Below are 19,256 nucleotides of genomic sequence, written 5' to 3'. Positions count from 1 at the left end.
GCGATCAACCGGCGCACGTCTACGGGTGACCAACCCGACGTGCACCGGACACGACTCAGACCGTACCCACCGATCCGTACCGACAGCGAGGGATCAACCAGCCTGAGCCGGAACCGCCGCCTACCGACAGCGTCCCTGCGACGATGATCTGACTACATGGCGCGGGCTCAGCCGCAAGAGACAGGGGGCTACGGTGCAAGCACTGGAAACTATTTACGCCTACTGCGTACTTCTGGGCACCGTATTCGCCACCTATTTCATCATCCTAGATCTATGCTTTCTTGCGTTTCAGCGGCGCGGTTCGTCAAGAATATTTCGACGCAGACCAGGGAGGATCCTAAGCAAACTCCCCCGGATGAAACGGAAGGCCAAAGAAAGGCTGACCACTAAAGTCGATGCCGCCAAAAGCACACTGGAGAGAAATCAGGCCGTTGGGCAGCCTTCATGGAATCAAACTCAGGAAGCTGCACAGAGAGCATGGATCTCCACCAAAGCTCGCACACTATCCATTTCACCATTCCTGCCGTCAGTACTCTACTGCACCATTTCCGCTTTCCTAATATTTCTCCCCCGCTCGACGCTGCGACAGTTTGCAGTTGCCGTGATTGCCGCATATACGCAAATGATCTTAGTGGTACTACTGGACCAGATAGACAACATCGCCGCCAAGCGAAGCTTCGCCGTCGACTTTCTATATGCGAGCACGATCGAAGTACTTGCCGCAGCCAGGACTCACAGTGTGGCCCATACACCAGACTCAACTGCGAAGCTCATTGCAACGGTTGAAGATCTCGGAGACTGCATGCATCGATACGCGAGGCACGCATTTCCTGCCGCCCGCAGCACCGTTCGAAGTCGGCTGATAACTCAAGCGGCGGCGTCCCGCGAAACCCTATATGCGCGCCTCAACCTAGTCCTCACATCGCGCGAGAAGATTCCTGAGCTAACAAGCTTCGTCGCAACGGTCATTAATTCCATACAGCAACAAGAGCCGCTAAGCCTGCCACACGATGAGCTATTCACCGACCCCGTCACCGAGCCATCCGAATCAATTTGGCGACTGATTCTCGGTCACCTGATTTCGCTTATTTGTGGTGTTGGAATTTTGTTGGGGATCCAGATATCTGGCATCGGGTCAGAGTATGCAGTGATATTGGCGCCGATATTGCTGGCCTTGGTTGCGGCACCAAAAATTTGGCTACACAAGGGCGGCCCAGCAACAAGGCGAGCCGATCAAGAGGTTGAGAGCCATTCCACCGCTGAATCGATCACCAGCGAATGAACGCTTGAGAGGGCTATATAGCAACGCTTGCAGTTCCGGGCCGTCGCCACCCGGTTCGACAAGCTGGCCGCTCGCTACCGTGCCGGCGTGCTGATCGCGTCGCTGGCGCTGTGGCTGCGGGACACCACGGCCTGAGCCGACGGCCGAGCCCGCTACTTGACCAGGTGGAAGTCCGGATGCCGCAGCCAGGCGGCCAGGAACTCCACATCACCGACATACCGAAACCAGCGGCCACCGCCGCCCGTGTCGTAGGAGACCTCTGCGACCATCCCTGGCAGAGATGCCACCAGTGCCCTCGCCTCGGCGAGATCCGCCTCGTCGCGCGTCTGATCGCGCGGGGTAGGGTAGCCCAGGACGCCATCGAAATCGACCAGCGCGCCGAGACGGCGGGCCACAGCGAGGGCCAGGTGGCCTAGGAGCAGATGGTTCTCCCGCCCCGAGCAGCCGGCGCCGAGGACCAGCCCCTGCACCGGGGGCATCGAGAAGGCCCAGTAGTCCTCGTCCTCCGCCGGTATGCACTCGTCCTCCGACAGGAAGAAGCCGCCGGCGCCGACCGGATCAAAGTTCTGCAGCCCCAAGGGCGAAGCATCCCGCACCCAGAAGGCCAGATCGCCGTCGGCCTCGATCGGCTCGCAGAAGGTCTCCAACCACGGGGCCACTCCCGTCAGGATGTCCTCGAAGCCGCAAGGCTCGAAGAGCCATAGCCCAACTGCTGGTCCCGACATGGTGCCTCCAGAAACGCGTGGCCCGGCGCCACATGCGACCCGGTTCTACCAGGTCCTGGAGGCACACGTGATCGTTTATGAGACACGGCCTAGCCCGCGCGGACAGCCGACGGTCCTGAGCACCAAGCGCGCCCAGGACCGCAGCCACCTCGTCCTCACCGGCCTCCGCCAAGGCTTCAGCGATGCGCCTCAACGACTCGCTCACGTCAACCGGCATTTCAGCTGGTCGGAGCGGACTTCTTGACCGTCAGCGGCAGCAACTTCTTCCCCGTAGGCCCGACCTGAATGGTGGTGTCCATGGCAGGACACACCCCACAATCAAAGCAAGGCGTCCACCGGCAGTCCTCAACCTCCGTCTCGTCAAGGGCGTCCTGCCAGTCCTCCCACAGCCAGTCCTTGTCCAACCCCGAATCCAGGTGGTCCCACGGCAGGACCTCCTCGTACGTCCGCTCGCGCGTCGTGTACCAGTCGACGTCCACGCCAAAGGAGGCCAGGGCCTTGTCCGCGCAGGCCATCCACCGGTCGTACGAGAAGTGCTCGCGCCAGCCGTCGAAGCGGCCGCCGTCCTCGTAGACGGCACGGATGACGGCGCCCATCCGCCTGTCGCCCCGTGACAGCAGGCCCTCGACGATGCCCGGCTTGCCGTCGTGGTAGCGGAAGCCGATCGAGCGGCCGTACTTCTTGTCGCCGCGGATCTTGTCGCGGAGCTTTTCGAGGCGGGCGTCCGTTTCCTCCGCCGACAGCTGCGGGGCCCACTGGAACGGGGTGTGGGGCTTGGGGACGAAGCCGCCGATCGAGACCGTGCAGCGGATGTCGTTCGAGCCGGAGACCTCCCGGCCTTTCTGGATCACGCGCGTCGCCATGTCCGCGATCTGGAGGACGTCCTCGTCCGTCTCCGTCGGCAGGCCGCACATGAAGTACAGCTTCACCTGGCGCCAGCCGTTGCCGTACGCCGTCGCCACCGTCCGGATCAGGTCCTCTTCCGAGACCATCTTGTTGATGACCTTGCGCAGGCGCTCCGAGCCGCCCTCGGGCGCGAAGGTGAGGCCGGAGCGGCGGCCGTTGCGGGTCAGCTCGTTCGCCAGGTCGACGTTGAACGCGTCCACCCGCGTCGACGGCAGCGACAGGCCGATCTTGTCGTCCTCGTAGCGGTCCGCCAGGCCCTTCGCGATGTCACCGATCTCCGAGTGGTCCGCCGACGACAGCGACAGCAGGCCGACCTCCTCGAAGCCCGTCGCGTTCAGGCCCTTCTCCACCATGTCGCCGATGCCCGTGATGGAGCGTTCACGGACCGGGCGCGTGATCATGCCCGCCTGGCAGAAGCGGCAGCCGCGCGTGCAGCCTCGGAAGATCTCCACCGACATGCGCTCGTGGACCGTCTCGGCCAGCGGGACCAGGGGCTGCTTGGGGTACGGCCACTCGTCCAGGTCCATCACCGTGTGCTTGGACACGCGCCACGGGACGCCCGACTTGTTGGGGACCACGCGGGCGATACGGCCGTCGGGCAGGTACTCGACGTCGTAGAAGGCCGGGATGTACACCCCGCCCGTCTTCGCCAGGCGGAAGAGGACCTCCTCGCGGCCGCCCGGGCAGCCCTCCGCCTTCCACTCGCGGATGATCCGCGTCATGTCGAGCACGGCCTGCTCGCCGTCGCCGATGATCGCCGCGTCGATGAAGTCCGCGATCGGCTCGGGGTTGAAGGCCGCGTGGCCGCCGGCCAGCACGATCGGGTCGTCCAGCCCACGGTCCTTCGACTCCAGCGGGATGCCCGCCAGGTCCAGCGCCGTCAGCATGTTCGTGTAGCCGAGCTCCGTCGAGAACGACAGGCCCAGCACGTCGAAGGCCTTCACCGGCCGGTGGCTGTCCACCGTGAACTGCGGGACGCCGTGCTCCCGCATCAGCGCCTCCAGGTCCGGCCAGACGCTGTAGGTGCGCTCGGCGAGGACGCCCTCCTGCTCGTTCAGGACCTCGTAGAGGATCATGACGCCCTGGTTGGGCAGGCCGACCTCGTAGGCGTCCGGGTACATCAGCGCCCAGCGGACGTCGCACGACTCCCACGGTTTGACCGTGGAGTTGAGCTCTCCGCCGACGTACTGGATCGGCTTCTGCACGTGCGGGAGCAGAGCTTCGAGCTGCGGGAACACCGACGCAGCGACTTCGGCAGGCATCTCGCGAACCTTCGTGAGGTGGACTGAACGGACAGGGGTGACCATCTAGCGTAACGCGGCTGCGGACCTCCCCCCGTCCGCCCCTCAGACCTCCATCCCGCCCTTGATCGAGCCCCACGCCTCCGGCAGCGCCCCCTCCACCAGCTCCGCCCGCCGCTCCTCGTGCCCGTACAGCACCCCGTACGTGAAGGCGCTCTCCCCGGCCGCATGCGCCTGACCTGCGAGGTCGCGCAGGGCCTCGCGGGTCATCACGCTGTCCTGGTGGTCGCCGAGCAGGCCTTGCAGGGACTTCATCGACCTGACGAGATCGGCGGCGGGCTCCCCGAGGGCCCCGGTCGCGGCCTCCGCCGCGTACCGGGTCCGCTTGGCTTTCTTGCGTGCCTCGTGCAGCGCCAGGTCGCGGTCCTGGCTGGGCGGCAGTTCCACCGCCTGTTCGACGAGGACGGCCAGGGCCGCGAAGTCGCCCCGTACGGCCTTGCCGATCACCTTCGTCGGCTTCCCGCCGGCCGCCTCCAGCAGCGGCGGCTCGTCGACCAGCCCGTCCAACGCCGCCAGCAGCTCCAGATACCTCTTTCCGTCCAGTACGGCGATCAGGCGCCGGCGCGATCCTCCGCGCCGGGCATGCGACCAGGTGCGCAGCCGAGTGCGGACCGGGCCGGACAGGAGGGTGCGGGGCAGTTCGTCGAGGGCGGCGGTCAGGCGGTCGGTGAGCACCTCCTGGTCGCGGTCCACGCCCAGCTCCCCCGCGAGCCACTTCAGCTCCTCGCCGATCGGATCGGTGACGGCCCGGTCGAGGACCTTCCGGTACGAGCGGAAGGCGCTGCGCATCCGGCGGGTGGCGACGCGCATGCGGTGCACGGAGTCGTAGACGTCACGCCGTACGGCGGGGTCGAGCTCGACGATGGCGTCCCGCTGGGCGCGGATGTACGCGAGGACGTGGTCGCCGGCGGTCACGGGAGCCTGCGCAACCGGCGCCTGCGCGACCGGCGCCTTCTTCTTCCGCCGCTTCTTCTTCGGTGCCGTCTCCTCCAGCGCCCGCGCCAGCTTCGACGCCGACGCGGACGGCCGTACCCCCGCCTTACGGAACCGTTTCTCCACCTTGTCGAGGAAGGCCGGGTCGCCTCCGTCGGCCAACTCCACCTCGATCTCGGTCCACTGGGCCGAGCCGCCCTCCCCGTTCAGCCGCTCCGCCTGTACGGCGTCCACGCTGACCTCGGCGAGCAGCCGGCCCTCCGCGTCCACCAGGTCGCGCACATCGCGGTCGGAGCGGAGCCGGACCACGGGCGCCAGTTCGGCATCCCGGACGCGGGAGCGGACCAGGCCGGCCAGGGTGCGCGGCACCGTGTCGGAGAGGGGTGCCTGGATCTCGTCCCGTACGCCCGGGGCCACGGGGAACTTCAGATGCCAGCCGGCGTCCGATCCGCCGGTGCGGCGGCGCAGGGTGATCGAGGACGCGGCGAGGCGTTCGTCCGCGGTGTCGTAGTAGGTGGCGTCCAGATGCGCGACACCCTTGTCGACCACGGTCGCGACCCCGGCGACGCCGGTCAGGTCGGGCAGTCCGCTCTCGTCGGACTCGTACTTCCGCTCGATCTCACGCTTCGTGTCCGCCATGACCTGAATCTAGTGGGAGTCGCGGCGGGATGGCAGGGGCAACTGCGCATGAATCCCAGGGAAACCGGGAGGCAACCAAGGGAGGCAACCAGAAGTACCACTACGCCGACATGGGCCGCTGCACCCGGATCGACTGCAACAACCCCACCGCCACCCACACCGCGAACATCGAGGACCCGCCGTACGACACGAACGGCAGCGGAAGCCCCGTGACCGGCATGATGCCCAGCGTCATGCCGATGTTCTCGAAGGTCTGGAAGGCGAACCACGCCACGATCCCGGCGGCGACGATCGTGCCGTACAGCTCGGTCGTCTCGCGGGCGATGCGGCAGGCGCGCCACAGCACCACGCCCAGGAGAAGGATGATCAGGCCCGCGCCGACGAAGCCCAGCTCCTCCCCGGCGACGGTGAACACGAAGTCCGTCTGCTGTTCCGGGACGAACTGGCCGGTCGTCTGCGAGCCGTTGAACAGCCCGGCCCCGGTCAGTCCGCCCGAGCCGATCGCGATGCGCGCCTGGTTGGTGTTGTAGCCGACGCCCGCGGGGTCGAGGCTGGGGTTGGCGAAGGCCGCGAAGCGGGCGATCTGGTAGTCGTCCAGGATGTGCAGCTGCCACCCGGCGATCGCGCCGAGCGCGCCGGCGCCCAGCAGCCCGAACACCCAGCGGTTGGACGCGCCGGAGGCGAGCAGCACGCCCAGCACGATGATGACCATGACCATGACCGACCCGAGGTCGGGCATGAGCATCACGATCAGCATGGGGACGACGGCAAGTCCCAGCGCCTGCATGACCGTTCGGTGGTCGGGGTGCGGCCTGTCGCCCGCGTCGACCCGGGCCGCGAGCAGCATCGCCATGCCCAGGATGATCGTGACCTTCACGAACTCCGAGGGCTGGAGCGAGAAGCCGCCACCGATCTGGATCCACGAGTGGGCGCCGTTGACGGTGGAGCCGAGCGGGGTGAGCACCAGCAGGATCAGGAAGAGCGAGATGCCATACAGGATCGGTACGGCCGTGCGCAGGGTGCGGTGGCCGAGCCAGACCGTGCCGATCATCAGGGCGAACCCGATACCGGTGTTCAGGATGTGCCGGACCAGGAAGTAGTACGGATCGCCCTGGTTGAGCTCGGTGCGGTTGCGGGTCGCGGAGAAGACGAGCAGCGAGCCGATCCCGGAGAGCGCCAGCGCGGCCAGCATTATCGGCCAGTCCAGCCGGCGGGCGAGCGAGTCGCGGGCGAACAGGCGGGACCAGCCCGCGGGTCGGGGTCCGTATCCGGGGACCTGGAAGCTGTTGACTCCGGTCATGTGAGCATCCTCCGGCTACCCCTCTTGTGCGGCCGTCGCCGTGTGTTCCGGTTCCCGGTCGCGGGCGTCGACACGGTCGCCGCCTGCTGCTGTCCGTCCTGTTCGGCCGTGCCCTTCTGGCTGGCCCGCTGGTCCTTCGCCGGGTCCTTGGGCACCTTCGGGCTCTTGATCGTGCCGTCCGTCTGGACCTTCGGCAGGGCCGTCTCCGGGGTCGGCAGCAGCGCGTTCTTCGGGTCGATCGCGCCGTCGTCGGACACGCCGTACAGCGCGTCGTAGATGTTGCGCACCGCGGGACCCGAGGCACCGGAACCCGTACCACCCTGCGAGATCGTCATCACGACCGTGTAGTCCTTGGTGTACGTGGCGAACCACGACGTCGTCTGCTTGCCGTAGACCTCCGCGGTACCGGTCTTGGCGTGCATCGGGATCTTGTCCTGCGGCCAGCCGACCTGTGCGAACCGCCAGGCGGCGGTACCGCGGGTGGCCACCCCGGCGAGGGCGTCGTCCATCTCGGCCAGCGTCTGCCTGCTTATGGGCAGCTTGCCGTGCGCCTTGGGCTTGATCTCGGTGACGTTCTTGCCGTCGTTGCTGATGACCGCTTTGCCGACGGAGGGGTCGTAGAGGGTGCCGCCATTGGAGATGGCCCCGTAGATGGTGGCCATCTGGATGGGGGTGACGAGGGTGTCGCCCTGGCCGATGGAGTAGTTGACGGAGTCACCGGCGCGCATCCGGTTGCCTTCGAGGCAGTTCTCGTAGGCGATGCGCTCGGCGTAGCTGCCGTCCTTCTTGCCTGTCTTGCACCAGGCGTCCTTGTTGGCCTTCCAGTAGTCCAGCTTCCACTTGCGGTCGGGGATGCGGCCGGTGACCTCGTTGGGCAGGTCGATGCCGGTCTCGGCGCCGAGGCCGAACTGGTGGGCGGTCTTGTAGAACCAGTCGTTCGCGTTCTTCTTCGGCTTGGTGCCGCCGTCCCGCTTCCACTCCTCGTGGGAGAGCCGGTAGAAGACGGTGTCGCAGGAGACCTCCAGGGCGCGGCCGAGGCTGATCGGGCCGTACCCCTTGGACTCGAAGTTCTTGAAGACCTGGCCGCCGATCGAGTAGGAGCTGGAGCATTCGTAGGGGCCGTCGAAGGAGTAGCCCGCGTTGACCGCGGCGGCCGTCGGGACCACCTTGAAGATGGAGCCGGGTGCCGACTGGCCCTGGATCGCGCGGTTCAGCAGCGGGTAGTTGGAGTCCTTGCCGGTGAGCTTGGCGTAGTCCTTGGCGGAGATGCCGCCGACCCAGGCGTTCGGGTCGTACGCCGGGTTGGACGCCATGGCGACGACGCGGCCGGTCTTGGCCTCCATCACCACGACCGCGCCGGAGTCGGCCTTGTAGTTGGTGCCGGTGTTCCGGTCCATCTGCTTGCGGGCTTCCTTCATGGCCTCGTTCAGCTCGTACTCGGCGACGCGCTGCACGCGCGCGTCGATGCTGGTGACGAGGGTGGAGCCGGGCTGGGCGGGGTCGGCCTCGGCCTGGCCGATGACGCGGCCGAGGTTGTCGACCTCGTAGCGGGTGACGCCGGCCTTGCCGCGCAGCTCCTTGTCGTACTGGCGTTCAAGGCCGGAGCGGCCGACCTGGTCGGAGCGCAGGTAGGGCGAGTCGGTGTCCTGCGCCTTGGTGATCTCCTCGTCGGTGACCGGCGAGAGATAGCCGAGGACCTGGGCGGTGTTGGCCTCAGCGGGGCTCGGGTAGCGGCGCACGGCCTGGGGCTCGGCGGTGATGCCGGGGAAGTCCTCGGCGCGCTCGCGGATCTGCAGGGCCTGCTTGGGGGTGGCCTCGTCGGTGATGGGGATGGGCTGGTACGGCGAGCCGTTCCAACAGGGCTGCGGCGTCTTGGCGTCGCACAGCCGGACCTTCTCCTGGACCTCCTTGGGCGTCATGCCCAGCACGTCGGCCAGTTTGGCGAGGACGGCCTTGCCGTCGTCCTTCATCTTCAGCAGGTCGGTGCGGGAGGCGGAGACGACGAGGCGGGTCTCGTTGTCGGCGAGGGGCACTCCGCGCGCGTCCAGGATCGAGCCGCGTACTGCGGGCTGCACGACCTGCTGGACGTGGTTGCCGGAGGCCTGCTTGGCGTACTCGTCGCCCTCGCGGATCTGGAGGTACCACAGGCGCCCGCCGAGGGTGCCGAGCAGGGAGAGGACGAGGATCTGGATGACGATGAGCCGGATCTGGACCCGTGGGGTCCGGCCGGTCTCGGGGATGTTGGTCACTGCGGCTGCCTCCCCCTCTCAGTGCGTGTATGTGTCGTGCGTATGTGTCATATGTGTATGTGTCATATACGACGAAGCTGTGAGGCCTTGATGCCGTACGACGGCCAATTCCCCCGCTCTCACAGCCGCTTGACCCCCTTGATGCGGCCGGCGCGGGCCGTGCGGGCCCGGGCGGCCTTCACCTTCAGCCCGCCGAGGCCGCCTCTCTGGCCGCCGATCCGCAGGCCTGTGCCGCCGGAGAGCCAGCCCGAGGAGATGTCGGGCTTCTTCGCCGAGGAGGCGCTCTCGGCGAGTGGGTCGTTCTCCGCGCGCCGGGCCAGGGCCATGATCCCGGGGACGACGAACGGGGCGAGCAGCAGGTCGTACAGCGCGGCCGTGAACAGCAGGCTGGGCAGGCCGACATGGCGGGCGGCGGTGTCGCCGACGAGGGCGCCGACACCGGCGTACAGCAGGGTGGAGCCGATGGCGGTGGCGACCACGACGAGCATGGGGCCGGTAGCGGACTTCAGGCGCCCGTTCTCCGGTTTGATCAGGCCGGCGGCGTAGCCGATGACGCTGAGCACGAGGGCGTAGCGGCCGGCCGCGTGGTCGGCGGGCGGGGCGAGGTCGGCCAGCAGACCGGCGCCGAAGCCGACGAGGGCGCCGCCTACATGGCCGTAGACCATGGCGAGGCCGAGGACGGTGAGCAGCAGCAGGTCGGGGACGGCGCCGGGGAGGTGGAGGCGGGCGAGGACGCTCACCTGGAGGACCAGGGCGACGACGACCAGGGAGGTGGACAGCAGGATCCGGTTGACGCGCATGGGCTACAGCTCCTACTGCTCTTGCTCTGGCGGGATCTGGCCGTCGACCGGCATCTCGGCGGACGGGGTCACGGTCACCGTCACGGTCGGGGTGGGGGTCGGCCTGGGCTTGTCGGGCAGCACCGTGTCGCGCGGGTCCTGCTTCGGGGCCTCGACGACGACACCGACGACGTCCAGCTTGGTGAAGCTGACGTACGGCGTGACGTAGAGGGTGCGGGTGAGGTCGCCGCCGGAGGGGTCGACGCGGGAGACCACGCCGACGGGCACGCCGGGCACGAAGGGCTTGTCGGCCTGCGAGCCGAAGGTGACGAGGCGGTCGCCCTTGTTGATCTCGGCCTTGCCGTTGAGGAGTTCGACGCGCAGCGGGCGGTCGCCCTGCCCGGAGGCGAAGCCGAGTTCGTCGCTTGCCTCCATACGGGTGCCGACGGTGAAGTCGGGATCGTTGGCGAGCAGGACGGTGGCGATGTTGGGGCCGACGGTCGTCACGCGCCCGACGAGCCCGTCCCCGTTGAGGACGGTCATGTCGCGTTTGATGCCGTCGTTGGCGCCGACGTCGATGGTGACGGTCCAGGAGAAGCCCTGGGCCGCTCCTATCGCGATGACCTCGGCGCCCTTGATGCCGTACTGGCCTCTGCCCGAGATCTTCAGCATCTTGTCGAGCTGGGCGAGGCGGGAGCGGTTGCGGTCGTCGCTGCCCAGCTTCGCCTCGAGGGCCGCGTTCTCCTTCTCCAGCTCCGCGAGCCGGTCGTGGCGTTCGCCGGAGTCACGGATGGCGGATACGGCGTTGCCGACCGGGTCGACCGCGGCCGACATCCCGTCCTCGATCGGGCCGAAGACGGTGGCCGCGGCCTGGCGGGCACCGTCGACCGGTGAGTCCTCCCCGCCGCGGATGTCCACCGTGATCAGCGCGAACGCGACGGCGACCAGCAGCACCAGGAGCAGCCGGCTCTCTCGTGTGTCCCTCACGTGCGGCGGCCGTGCCCTTTCCTCGTAGGAGCTTCTTTTGTAGGAGCTTGTGTTGCGGGTTTTGTAGGACCTTGTGTTGCGGGAGCTTATTTCTCCATATCAACGATCCGCCGTACGAGAGGGGATCATCTCGTACGGCGGAATCGAAGAGTTACGTCATCTGCGCGGCTGGGCGTCCAGTACCTGCTGGAGCGCCTCGAACTCCTCGACGCACTTTCCGGAGCCGAGCGCCACGCTGTCCAGCGGGTCCTCGGCGATGTGGATCGGCATACCGGTCTCGCGGCGCAGCCGCTCGTCGAGGCCGCGCAGCAGCGCTCCGCCGCCGGTCAGAACGATTCCCCGGTCCATGATGTCGCCGGACAGCTCGGGCGGACACTTGTCGAGGGTGGTCTTGACGGCGTCGACGATGGCGTTGACGGGTTCCTCGATCGCCTTGCGGACTTCGGCGGCCGAGATGACGACGGTCTTGGGCAGCCCGGAGACGAGGTCCCGGCCGCGGATTTCGGTGTGCTCGTCAGCGTCGAGGTCGTACGCCGAACCGATCGTGATCTTGATCTGTTCGGCCGTCCGCTCACCCAGCAGGAGGGAGTACTCCTTCTTGATGTGCTGGATGATCGCGTTGTCCAGTTCGTCGCCCGCGACGCGGATGGACTGGGCGGTGACGATGCCGCCGAGGGAGATGACCGCGACCTCCGTGGTGCCGCCGCCGATGTCCACCACCATGTTGCCCGTGGCCTCGTGGACCGGCAGGCCGGAGCCGATGGCCGCGGCCATCGGCTCCTCGATGATGTGCACCTGACGGGCGCCGGCCTGGGACGACGCCTCGATGACGGCGCGGCGCTCGACGCCCGTGATGCCGGAGGGCACACAGACGACGACCCGCGGACGAGCCAGATACCGCCGCTTGTGGATCTTCAGGATGAAGTAGCGGAGCATCCGCTCGGTGATCTCGAAGTCGGCGATCACGCCGTCCTTCAGCGGACGTACGGCAACGATGTTGCCGGGCGTGCGCCCGATCATCTTCTTGGCTTCGGCGCCGACCGCGAGAATGCCACCGGTGTTGGTGTTGATCGCGACGACGGACGGCTCGTTGAGTACGATCCCGCGACCCCTGACGTACACCAGCGTGTTGGCGGTCCCGAGGTCGACAGCCATGTCACGGCCGATGAACGACATTGAGTTCCCCATCAGGATTCGTCTGGCCTTCCTGGGAGCTTTTGAGGGCATTTCAGGTCGGCGAAGTGGGTGCGGTGACGTGAAGGCTTCCATCGTAGACGCGCCTGCACGAACACTGCGCGAGGGTCTTCGCCATTGTCAGCATGTGATGTACCGCCTCGCTTGTGGAGACGTGCCATCGGGGGCACTCGTTCCCCCGATCGGCACGCATATGCCGAGGGACGGCCGACAACGTTCGGCCGTCCCTGGTCAGACGGAGGAGCGGTTTGACACCGCGTCAGAAAAATTCCCGAAACGCCCGTGGAACCAGGGCAGGCCGGCGGTCGCTCATAGTGCAAGGACCTCTAGGGGGTGTTTTGAAAGTCCTGTGCGGTGCCCGCGGTGTTCGGTGCGTGCCCTCGGCGTGCCGGACGAAGGCCCTCGTAGCGGAGCTACTTGGGTCTTTGGCCGGTGCGGCGAGGGTGCGTGCCGGGCGCCGTGGGTGCTGTGCGGGACTTTCAAAACACCCCCTAAGCGCGGCCGGGGAAGAAGATCTTCACCTCGCGCTCGGCGGACTCCTCGGAGTCGGAGGCGTGAATCAGGTTCTCGCGGACGATCACGCCGTAGTCACCGCGGATGGAGCCGGGCGCGGCGGCGATCGGGTCGGTGGGACCGGCGAGCGCGCGCACGCCCTCGATGACCCGCTCCCCCTCGACGATCAGCGCGACGACCGGGCCGGAGGCCATGAACTCGACCAGCGGCTCGTAGAAGGGCTTGCCCTTGTGCTCGCCGTAGTGCTGCTCCAGGGTCTCCTGGTCCAGGGTGCGCAGCTCCAGCGCGGTGATCTGCCAGCCGGCCTTGCGCTCGATACGGCTGATGATCTCGCCGGTCAGGCCACGACGGACGGCGTCGGGCTTGAGGAGGACGAGGGTGCGCTGGCTCACGACGGGCTCCTTGTGATCAAAGGGTGTGCGGGGTGATGAGGTTACCGGGCGTGTCCGGGCCCCTGTTACACAGCGTCAGACGTCAGAGGGAGTCACGCGGGATCGGGCGTCGAGGAGGCCGAGGACTCGGCCTGCGCCGCGAACCTCGCCTTCGCCTCGTCGATCTTCCGTCCGTAGTGCACCGACGCCCACCACAGGGCCGCGAAGACCGCCCCCAGGAAGAACATCGACGGGACGATGAGGCCTGAGGCGACCAGGGCGGCCTGGAGGGCCCAGCCGAGGGCGATGCCGCCGGGGCGGGTCACCATGCCGCACAGCAGCAGGCACAGGAACATGGCGATGCCGCTGACCGTCCACACCGTCGACATGGACAGGTCGGGGTCCTTCATCGCGACCAGCCCGGCGAACCCGATGATGAAGAACTCGCCGATCAGCGTCGAAGCACAGAGCGTACGCATGTCGAGTCTCAGCCCTTCCCCAGCAGCAGCCGGGCCTCGCCGACGGTGATGACGGAACCGGTGACCAGCACACCGCCGCCCGCGAACTCGCCTTCCTCCTCGGCCAGCGTGATCGCCTCCTCCAGGGCGTCCGGCAGCCGCGGCTCGACCTGCACGCGCTCCTCGCCGAACACCTCGACGGCGATGGCGGCGAGCTCGTCGGCGTCCATGGCGCGGTGACTGGAGTTCTGGGTGACGACGATCTCGGCGAAGATCGGCTCGAAGGCTTCGAGGAGTCCACGGACGTTCTTGTCCCCGCTGGCCCCGACCACGCCGATCAGCCGGCTGAAGTCGAAGGCCTCCCCGATGGCGTCGGCGGTGGCGCGGGCGCCGGCCGGGTTGTGGGCGGCGTCCAGGACGACGGTCGGGGACCGCCGTACGACTTCCAGCCGCCCCGGCGAGGACACGGCGGCGAAGGCCTTGCGGACGGTGTCGATGTCGAGCCGCTCGGGCCGCTGGGAGCCGACGCCGAAGAAGGCCTCTACGGCGGCGAGGGCGACGGCGGCGTTGTGCGCCTGGTAGGCGCCGTGCAGCGGGAGATACACCTCGCCGTACTCCCCGCCGAGCCCGCGCAGGGTGAGCAGCTGCCCGCCGACGGCGACCTGCCGGGCCACGACCCCGAACTCGAGCCCCTCCCGGGCCACGGTGGCGTCGACCTCCACGGCCTTCTTCAGCAGCACCTGGGCCGCGTCGACCGGCTGTTGGGCCAGGATGACGGTGGCGTCCTGCTTGATGATCCCGGCCTTCTCGGAGGCGATGGCGGCGGGGTTGTCGCCGAGCCGGTCGGTGTGGTCGAGGTCGATGGGGGTGACGACGGCGACGTCCCCGTCGATGACGTTGGTCGCGTCCCAGGAGCCCCCCATGCCGACCTCGACGACGGCGACGTCGACGGGCGCGTCGGCGAAGGCGGCGTACGCCATCCCCGTGAGCACCTCGAAGAAGGACAGCCGGTACTCCTGCTGGGCGTCGACCATCTCGACGTACGGCTCGATGTCCTGGTACGTCTCGACGAACCGCTCGGCGGAGATCGGCGCGCCGTCGAGGCTGATGCGCTCGGTGATCGACTGGACGTGCGGGGAGGTGTACCGGCCGGTGCGCAGCTCGAAGGCGCCGAGCAGGGCCTCGATCATCCGGGCGGTGGAGGTCTTGCCGTTCGTGCCCGTGATGTGGATGGAGGGGTACGACCGCTGCGGGTCCCCCAGCACGTCCATCAGCGCGGCGATACGGCTGACCGACGGCTCCAGCTTGGTCTCACCCCAGCGGGTGGCGAGTTCCGCCTCGACCTCCCGCAGCGCCTTGTCGACCTCGGGGTCCGCCGGGCGCCCGGGGACATCGGCCTGCGGCGGACCGCCCTGCGTGCGCAGGGTACGGCTGCCGGCCTCGATCACCGCGAGGTCGGGATCGCGGTCGGTCTCGGCCGCGATGATCTCCTCGAAGGAGTCGAGAGCGTCGGGCTGCTGACTGTCGTCGTGCGGGGGCTGCTCACTCACGAGGCCAGTCTACGGAGGGCGGGGGGTCGGCTGCGGCTCGGTGGGGGTCACGCTCCCTGGGGCGCCGCCCCCAGACCCCCGGGCCTATGCCCACCCACCACCCGACTCGGTCGGCCGAGAAGTGGCCCACGCGGCTGCGGGCAGCCGTCCCGCGTAGCCGCCGTAGCTGCGGGCAGTCGTGCCGCTAGGGCGGCTCCCGACCCACAGAGAGCGGCACCCCGTAGCGCCGGGCTGCGCCCACCCACCCCCGACCAGCACCGGCGCCCGGTGCCAAACAGCCCCGGGCGCCTTCACCACCGTACGAACGCTACGCAGCCGGCAACCGATCCAGCTGCGCTTCGATCCGAGCGATGTCCTCGCCCGCCTTCGCCAACCGCGTCCGAATCTTCTCCACCACATGATCCGGAGCCTTCGCCAGAAACGCCTCGTTCCCCAGCTTCGCGTTCGCCTGCGCCTTCTCCTTCTCCGCAGCGGCAAGGTCCTTGGCCAGCCGCTTCCGCTCCGCAGCGACGTCGATGACGCCCGAGAGGTCCAGCGCGACCTCGACCCCGGCCACCGGCAGAGTCGCCGTCGCAGCGAAGGACTCCCCCTCCGGCTGCAGCCGCAGCAGCTGCCGGATCGCAGCCTCGTGCGGGGCAAGCGCCGTACCGTCGAGAGACAGCCGCGCCGGAACCCGCTGCCCCGGCTGCAGCCCCTGATCCGCACGGAACCGGCGAACCTCCGTGATCACGGACTGGAGCGTCTCGATCTCCCTCTCGGCGCCCGCGTCCCGGAACCCGCTGTCCGACGGCCACTCCGCGATGACGAGCGACTCGCCACCCGTCAGCGTCGTCCACAGCGTCTCCGTGACGAACGGGACCACCGGATGCAGCAGCCGCAGCGTGACATCCAGGACTTCACCGAGGACCCGCTTGCTGACCTCCGCGGCCGAACCGCCGGCGGCGAACGTCGTCTTCGACAGCTCGACGTACCAGTCGAACACCTCGTCCCACGCGAAGTGGAACAGCGCGTCGGAGAGCTTCGCGAACTGGTAGTCCTCGTAGAACGCGTCGACCTCGGCGACAACGGAGTTGAGCCGGGACAGGATCCACCGATCGGTCGCCGACATCGCCGACGGCTCCGGCAGCGGCCCCTGAACCGTCGCGCCGTTCATCAGCGCGAAGCGCGTCGCGTTCCAGATCTTGTTGGCGAAGTTGCGGGAACCCTGGACCCAGTCCTCGCCGATCGGGACGTCGACACCGGGGTTCGCGCCACGGGCCAGCGTGAACCTCAGCGCATCCGACCCGTACTTGTCCATCCAGTCCAGCGGGTTGACCGCGTTGCCGAAGGACTTCGACATCTTCTTGCCGAACTGGTCGCGGACCATGCCGTGCAGGGCGATGGTGTGGAACGGCGGCGTGCCGTCCATCGCGTAAAGACCGAACATCATCATCCGGGCGACCCAGAAGAACAGGATGTCGTAACCGGTGACCAGGACGGAGTTCGGGTAGAACTTCGCGAGCGACTCGGTCTGTTCGGGCCAGCCGAGCGTCGAGAACGGCCACAGGCCGGAGGAGAACCAGGTGTCGAGGACGTCCGTGTCCTGACGCCAGCCCTGACCGCTCGGCGGCTCCTCGTCGGGTCCGACGCAGACGACCTCGCCCTCCGGGCCGTACCAGACCGGAATGCGGTGCCCCCACCACAACTGCCGTGAAATACACCAGTCGTGGAGGTTGTCGACCCAGTCGAAGTACCGCTTCTCCATCTCCTGCGGGTGGATCTTGACGCGCCCGTCCCGGACGGCGTCACCGGCCGCCTTGGCCAGCGGTCCGACCTTGACCCACCACTGCATGGACAGCCGCGGCTCGATCGTGGTCTTGCACCGCGAGCAGTGGCCGACGCTGTGGACGTACGGCCGCTTCTCCGCGACGATCCGCCCCTCGGCGCGCAGCGCGGCGACGATGGCCGAGCGGGCCTCCAGCCGGTCAAGGCCCTGGAAGGGGCCGTGGGCGGTGATCACGGCGTGCTCGTCCATGATCGTGATGGCTGGCAGGTCGTGCCGCTGGCCGATCTCGAAGTCGTTCGGGTCGTGGGCCGGGGTGACCTTGACGGCGCCCGTGCCGAACTCGGGGTCGACGTGCTCGTCGGCGACGACGGGGATGGAGCGGTCGGTCAGCGGCAGCCTGATCAGCTTGCCGATCAGGTGCTTGTACCGCTCGTCCTCGGGGTGAACGGCGACGGCCGTGTCACCGAGCATGGTCTCGGCACGGGTCGTGGCGACGACGATCGTCTCGTCCCCCTCGCCGTACTTCATGGAGACAAGCTCGCCGTCGTCGTCCTGGTACTCGACCTCGATGTCGGAGATGGCCGTCAGACAGCGCGGGCACCAGTTGATGATGCGCTCGGCGCGGTAGATCAGCTCTTCGTCGTAGAGCCGCTTGAAGATGGTCTGGACGGCCTGGGACAGCCCCTCGTCCATCGTGAAGCGCTCACGCGACCACGCGACGCCGTCGCCGAGGCGCCGCATCTGACCGCTGATCTGGCCGCCCGACTCGGCCTTCCACTGCCAGACACGCTCGACGAACGCCTCACGGCCGAGGTCGTGCCGGGACTTGCCCTCCTTGCCCAGCTCCCGCTCGACGACGTTCTGCGTGGCGATGCCGGCGTGGTCCATGCCGGGCTGCCACAGCGTCTCGTAGCCCTGCATCCGCTTGCGGCGGGTAAGGGCATCGATGAGCGTGTGCTCGAAGGCGTGCCCGAGGTGGAGCGAGCCGGTGACGTTCGGGGGCGGGATGACAATCGTGTACGGCGGCTTGTCGCTCTTCGCGTCCGCCTCGAAGTAACCCCGCTCCACCCAGCGCTCGTACAGCGGCCCCTCTACGTCGGCCGGCGCGTACTGGGTCGGCAGTTCGGTGTCGGGCGCTGGTGGCTGCTGCTGAGCGTTCTCGGTCACGGGCTCAGTTTAGGGGTGTCACCGGGCAGTCCCGAAACGCGTTTGTTCTGTAACGGACGGCCCCCCAACACCCTGTGTGCACAGGGGCTGCGCCAGGATGTCAGGAACACATAAGCATCTGGAGGGGAACCCAGAGATGAGCTACAACCAGCCGGGCCCGTACGGCGGGCAGCCTCAGCAGCCTGGACCGTACGGTCAGCAGCCGGGCCCCTACGGCCAGCCGCCGCAGGCTCCGCCCGCCCAGCCCGGCTACGGCTACCCCCAGCAAGCTCCCCCGGCCCCGCCGCAGCCCGGCTACGGCTACCCGCAGCAGCCCCCGCAGGGCGGCGTCCCGCCGCAGCAGCCGCCGTACGGTCAGCAGGCCCCGTACGGTCAGCAGCCGCCCTACGGCCAGGCGCCGTACGGCGTGCCGCAGCCGCCGGCCGCAGGGGGCGGCAAGAAGAAGACGGGCATCATCATCGGCGCCGTCGCCGTCGTGGCCGCGATAGGTGTGGGGGCGTACTTCGTGATCGGCGCCGGCGGGGGCGGCCTGGAGGACGACGGGGCGCACACGCTGTCGACACCGGCGAAGGCGCTCGGCGAGTACTACCGGGCCACCGAGGACGGCGCGAGCGTCGGTGACGATTCGGCCGCTGAGCTGGAGAAGAGCGGCGTCAAGAACGGCAAGAGCGTGTTCGGCTTCTACTCGACCATCGAGGGCTACGACCCCAGCGACCCGAGCACCGCGCCCAGCCCGGCCGAGGCAGCGACGTCCAAGAGCATCTCGTTCGTGGGCATCCACGGTGAGATCGCCGACCCGGAGAAGGCCCTGGACATCCTCTTCGCCAATGTCAAGAAGTCCACCGAGGAGGACTCCTCCGACAGCGGCAGCGGCGGCCAGGCCGAGTTCGTCGGCGAGCCCGAGGCGGTCGACCTCGACGGCGCGCTCATGAAGTGCCAGGCGGCCAAGGGCACGGACCAGAGGACCAAGCAGGAGAAGACCGACTGGTTCTGCGCGTGGGCCGACTACAGCACCTTGGCGATGGTGTCGCCGGGTGACGCGACGAAGGGCGTCACCAAGGACGTGGCCGCGGACATCACCACGAAGTTCCGCAAGGAGGCCCGCGTCAAGGCCTGACGCCGGACACTCAACGCCGA

General features: G+C 68.1%; 14 protein-coding genes and 1 pseudogene. 3 read left to right on the top strand and 12 right to left on the bottom strand.

What is annotated here, in order from left to right; all coding sequences use genetic code 11:
* Positions 1 to 355 precede the first annotated feature (355 nt).
* Both CLM62_RS49465 and CLM62_RS52035 read left to right on the top strand, forming a co-directional pair.
* On the top strand, positions 356 to 1,282 hold the full coding sequence (locus CLM62_RS49465) for a hypothetical protein (protein ID WP_143659174.1): 927 nt from the start codon (positions 356 to 358) through the stop codon (positions 1,280 to 1,282).
* Positions 1,283 to 1,312: 30 nt separating this feature from the next.
* Positions 1,313 to 1,417: pseudogene (locus tag CLM62_RS52035) on the top strand (IS5/IS1182 family transposase); the annotation flags it as partial.
* Positions 1,418 to 1,434: 17 nt separating this feature from the next.
* Here CLM62_RS52035 and CLM62_RS30265 read toward each other — a convergent pair.
* The 12 genes from CLM62_RS30265 to CLM62_RS30205 all read right to left on the bottom strand — a co-directional run bounded on the left by CLM62_RS30265 (position 1,435) and on the right by CLM62_RS30205 (position 18,119).
* Positions 1,435 to 2,007, bottom strand: a complete 573-nt coding sequence (locus tag CLM62_RS30265; protein ID WP_095753078.1) for a DUF6368 family protein — start codon at positions 2,005 to 2,007, stop codon at positions 1,435 to 1,437.
* 218 nt (positions 2,008 to 2,225) lie between these two features.
* Positions 2,226 to 4,175, bottom strand: a complete 1,950-nt coding sequence (locus CLM62_RS30260) for a TIGR03960 family B12-binding radical SAM protein (RefSeq protein WP_095753077.1) — start codon at positions 4,173 to 4,175, stop codon at positions 2,226 to 2,228.
* Between the two features lie 84 nt (positions 4,176 to 4,259).
* Positions 4,260 to 5,786, bottom strand: a complete 1,527-nt coding sequence (locus CLM62_RS30255) for a CYTH and CHAD domain-containing protein (protein ID WP_095753076.1) — start codon at positions 5,784 to 5,786, stop codon at positions 4,260 to 4,262.
* Between the two features lie 100 nt (positions 5,787 to 5,886).
* Positions 5,887 to 7,086 (bottom strand): rod shape-determining protein RodA, encoded by a 1,200-nt coding sequence (rodA, locus tag CLM62_RS30250; protein ID WP_095753075.1) that lies wholly within the window; start codon positions 7,084 to 7,086, stop codon positions 5,887 to 5,889.
* Entirely contained in the window at positions 7,083 to 9,335 is a 2,253-nt protein-coding gene (gene mrdA / locus CLM62_RS30245; protein ID WP_095753074.1) for a penicillin-binding protein 2, read from the bottom strand. The genes rodA and mrdA overlap by 4 nt, the downstream gene beginning before the upstream one ends.
* Before the next feature lie 119 nt (positions 9,336 to 9,454).
* Positions 9,455 to 10,135 (bottom strand): rod shape-determining protein MreD, encoded by a 681-nt coding sequence (gene mreD / locus CLM62_RS30240; protein WP_095753073.1) that lies wholly within the window; start codon positions 10,133 to 10,135, stop codon positions 9,455 to 9,457.
* Between the two features lie 12 nt (positions 10,136 to 10,147).
* On the bottom strand, positions 10,148 to 11,101 hold the full coding sequence (mreC, locus tag CLM62_RS30235; RefSeq protein WP_095753072.1) for a rod shape-determining protein MreC: 954 nt from the start codon (positions 11,099 to 11,101) through the stop codon (positions 10,148 to 10,150).
* Positions 11,102 to 11,257: 156 nt separating this feature from the next.
* Positions 11,258 to 12,277 (bottom strand): rod shape-determining protein, encoded by a 1,020-nt coding sequence (locus CLM62_RS30230; RefSeq protein ID WP_004931372.1) that lies wholly within the window; start codon positions 12,275 to 12,277, stop codon positions 11,258 to 11,260.
* A 509-nt stretch (positions 12,278 to 12,786) separates the two neighbouring features.
* On the bottom strand, positions 12,787 to 13,200 hold the full coding sequence (ndk, locus tag CLM62_RS30220; RefSeq protein ID WP_095753071.1) for a nucleoside-diphosphate kinase: 414 nt from the start codon (positions 13,198 to 13,200) through the stop codon (positions 12,787 to 12,789).
* A 92-nt stretch (positions 13,201 to 13,292) separates the two neighbouring features.
* A complete protein-coding gene (locus CLM62_RS30215; protein WP_095753070.1) occupies positions 13,293 to 13,658 on the bottom strand; it encodes a DUF4233 domain-containing protein in 366 nt (121 codons plus the stop codon).
* Positions 13,659 to 13,666: 8 nt separating this feature from the next.
* Positions 13,667 to 15,187 carry a folylpolyglutamate synthase/dihydrofolate synthase family protein gene (locus CLM62_RS30210; protein WP_095753069.1) on the bottom strand — a complete coding sequence of 507 codons (1,521 nt, stop codon included), beginning with the start codon at positions 15,185 to 15,187 and terminating at the stop codon, positions 13,667 to 13,669.
* Between the two features lie 307 nt (positions 15,188 to 15,494).
* Positions 15,495 to 18,119: a valine--tRNA ligase gene (locus CLM62_RS30205; protein ID WP_095753068.1), complete on the bottom strand. Its 2,625-nt coding sequence runs from the start codon at positions 18,117 to 18,119 to the stop codon at positions 15,495 to 15,497.
* 136 nt (positions 18,120 to 18,255) lie between these two features.
* Between CLM62_RS30205 and CLM62_RS30200 the strand changes: the two genes are divergently transcribed.
* Positions 18,256 to 19,236, top strand: coding sequence for a hypothetical protein (locus CLM62_RS30200; RefSeq protein ID WP_095753067.1), 981 nt, complete (start codon positions 18,256 to 18,258; stop codon positions 19,234 to 19,236).
* Positions 19,237 to 19,256: the final 20 nt, after the last annotated feature.

The organism is Streptomyces sp. SA15 (genome assembly GCF_002291145.1).
In the GTDB taxonomy this organism is placed as follows: domain Bacteria; phylum Actinomycetota; class Actinomycetes; order Streptomycetales; family Streptomycetaceae; genus Streptomyces.
This window is presented reverse-complemented; position numbering and strand designations above follow the sequence as displayed.

Coding starts and splice junctions, on each gene's coding strand:
- CLM62_RS30200 (WP_095753067.1), top strand. CDS start 18,256: ATGAGCTACAACCAGCCGGGCCCGTACGGCGGGCAGCCTCAGCAGCCT.
- CLM62_RS30255 (WP_095753076.1), bottom strand. CDS start 5,786: ATGGCGGACACGAAGCGTGAGATCGAGCGGAAGTACGAGTCCGACGAG.
- CLM62_RS30215 (WP_095753070.1), bottom strand. CDS start 13,658: ATGCGTACGCTCTGTGCTTCGACGCTGATCGGCGAGTTCTTCATCATC.
- rodA (WP_095753075.1), bottom strand. CDS start 7,086: ATGACCGGAGTCAACAGCTTCCAGGTCCCCGGATACGGACCCCGACCC.
- CLM62_RS30260 (WP_095753077.1), bottom strand. CDS start 4,175: ATGCCTGCCGAAGTCGCTGCGTCGGTGTTCCCGCAGCTCGAAGCTCTG.
- CLM62_RS30265 (WP_095753078.1), bottom strand. CDS start 2,007: ATGTCGGGACCAGCAGTTGGGCTATGGCTCTTCGAGCCTTGCGGCTTC.
- CLM62_RS30230 (WP_004931372.1), bottom strand. CDS start 12,277: ATGTCGTTCATCGGCCGTGACATGGCTGTCGACCTCGGGACCGCCAAC.
- mreD (WP_095753073.1), bottom strand. CDS start 10,135: ATGCGCGTCAACCGGATCCTGCTGTCCACCTCCCTGGTCGTCGTCGCC.
- CLM62_RS49465 (WP_143659174.1), top strand. CDS start 356: ATGAAACGGAAGGCCAAAGAAAGGCTGACCACTAAAGTCGATGCCGCC.